Genomic DNA, 1,897 nt, shown 5'->3' with positions numbered 1-1,897 from the left:
TATACGCTAAGTAATCAGCGAATGGTCCTACATAATGGTAGTGATTTTCAGCCCAACTAGCAAAGTGTTTTCTTTCAAGTTTGCCCTCTGCCCAAGCTACTGTAAATGCAGCCTTCTGGCTATGGTTACCTTTAATTGCTTCCTCTAATTGTCTGCGAAATTCATCTTTAGATAATAATTCTGTCAACTGAAACTCCTCCTCTAATTTTATGTAGGTACCCAACCTTAGATTGGTATTTGATATTTTGTATACCAAACTAGTTTAAAAATTAAAAGATTGTGGATATTTTCCCTTTCCAGCAGTCTCTTTTTTTGTAAAACTATTGATTTGGTATACCTTACGTTTATACTACCAAGATATTGTTTATTTGTAAATATAATTTTTAGAATTTTTTAAAGATTATTTTTCTTTTTTAAAACTATGATTATTGGTGGACATTTACTTGCAAATCTAACAATTTATAGAGTTCTTTTGATAGATTTTCTAATGCTTCCTCTACGATCTGCTGCCCAATCTCCCAGCTGGCTTTTGTGCCATCGCCAATGCAGCCATTATTCGTCATTTCTTCATAATAATAAAATCCTTGAATCGCTTTACCAGGTCGTAGCTGCTTCCATCTTCCTTCTTCTTGAATATCACCTTTCTCAAGTTTTTCAAGGCGGACAAGTTCAGGTGCTAAATAAAGCGCTTCCGAAACTTCGCGTTCACAACTATGACCAAATAAGGTGGATGTGACATTTTCCTTAATTGCCTTTTTAGCAGAGGCAGTTGTTTTGGCATAATAGATTTCGACATCCAGTTCTTTGGATAACATCATCGAGGCCACATTAAGCGTCGACTGGTTGCCGCCGTGTGAATTTAAAAATAAAAACTTTTCAATTCCGTGATGCTTCAATGATGAAACTACATCCTTTAACACCGCAATTAATGTGGTCGGCTGCAAGGAGATGGTTCCCGGAAAGTTCAAATGATGCTGAGAAACACCCATATTTACAGTTGGTGTCACCAATGCATAAGGAAACATTTTTTGACCTAGTTTCTTGGCCATCCTCTCAGCTAATACAGCATCACAGCTTTCAACCATATGTGGGCCGTGCTGTTCATGGGCGCCGATTGGAATTATAGCTAATTGAACTGTACTCAATGCTTCTTCTACTTCTTTCCATGTCATACTGGTTAGATCATAACAATCCACGAGTACTCACCTACTTAAGTTTGTTGTATTTTGTATACCAATTTTAAAAATAAAATACATTCTCTATTAAGATTGGATCACTGATTGCTTCTTCGGGGGCTGAACTGAAATATTTTCTTGCGAAATTTCAATATCCTCTTTAATTGTTAATTGGCACGTTAACCGGTACCCCTCGTTCACCTTATCTCCAAGCATTTTTTCTTCTTTCCAGTTTGGTGGTGCAAGCCCTTCAGATCCATTCACTACGATACATGTACATTTCGTACAGCGCCCCATTCCGCAGCCATACTTTAGTTTAGGAAGTTGGCGGGTACCAGCCAAAACAACTAAATTGGCATTATCTTTAACCTCTTGTTCGATTGTTGTTCCATCCACATGAAGGATTACTTTTGGCATATTGTTACTCCTTTCTGTTTTTTCTAAAAATTATGATACTTTTCTGAAGTATACAATCTTTTGGATAGAGAAGCAAACTAGAATTTAAAAAAAAGTTAATTTATTTTGAAGCCAGCTCTTATTCTAGCAACAATACAAGGAATTATTTAAATATTTAGAATATGTTCTTGAACATTTTAACTGCATACGATAAAATACACATAAGAGTTTGGTATACAATATTCCTTGGGGGTGAGTAACGAAAAAATCTTCATCTAATAGGTTTCGATACTTATAGCAACAAAAACCCATACTTACCTGATTAT

The 1,897-nt window shown here is 35.7% G+C and carries 2 protein-coding genes and 1 pseudogene; all 3 read right to left on the bottom strand.

All coding sequences use genetic code 11. From position 1 onward, the window contains the following. Window positions 1-187: pseudogene (locus V7659_RS28810) on the bottom strand (iron-containing redox enzyme family protein); the annotation flags it as partial. A 238-nt stretch (window positions 188-425) separates the two neighbouring features. Next, entirely contained in the window at window positions 426-1,196 is a 771-nt protein-coding gene (locus tag V7659_RS28805; protein WP_335543476.1) for a creatininase family protein, read from the bottom strand. Window positions 1,197-1,262: 66 nt separating this feature from the next. Continuing rightward, complete coding sequence (locus tag V7659_RS28800) at window positions 1,263-1,592, bottom strand: 2Fe-2S iron-sulfur cluster-binding protein (protein ID WP_335543475.1); 330 nt, start codon at window positions 1,590-1,592, stop codon at window positions 1,263-1,265. Window positions 1,593-1,897 lie beyond the last annotated feature (305 nt).

The organism is Neobacillus drentensis, from assembly GCF_036966985.1.
GTDB lineage: Bacteria > Bacillota > Bacilli > Bacillales > Cytobacillaceae > Neobacillus > Neobacillus drentensis_E.
This window is presented reverse-complemented; position numbering and strand designations above follow the sequence as displayed.

Bases quoted from the DNA above. Each gene is read 5' to 3' on its own strand.
- V7659_RS28800 (WP_335543475.1), bottom strand. From the start codon at position 1,592: ATGCCAAAAGTAATCCTTCATGTGGATGGAACAACAATCGAACAAGAG.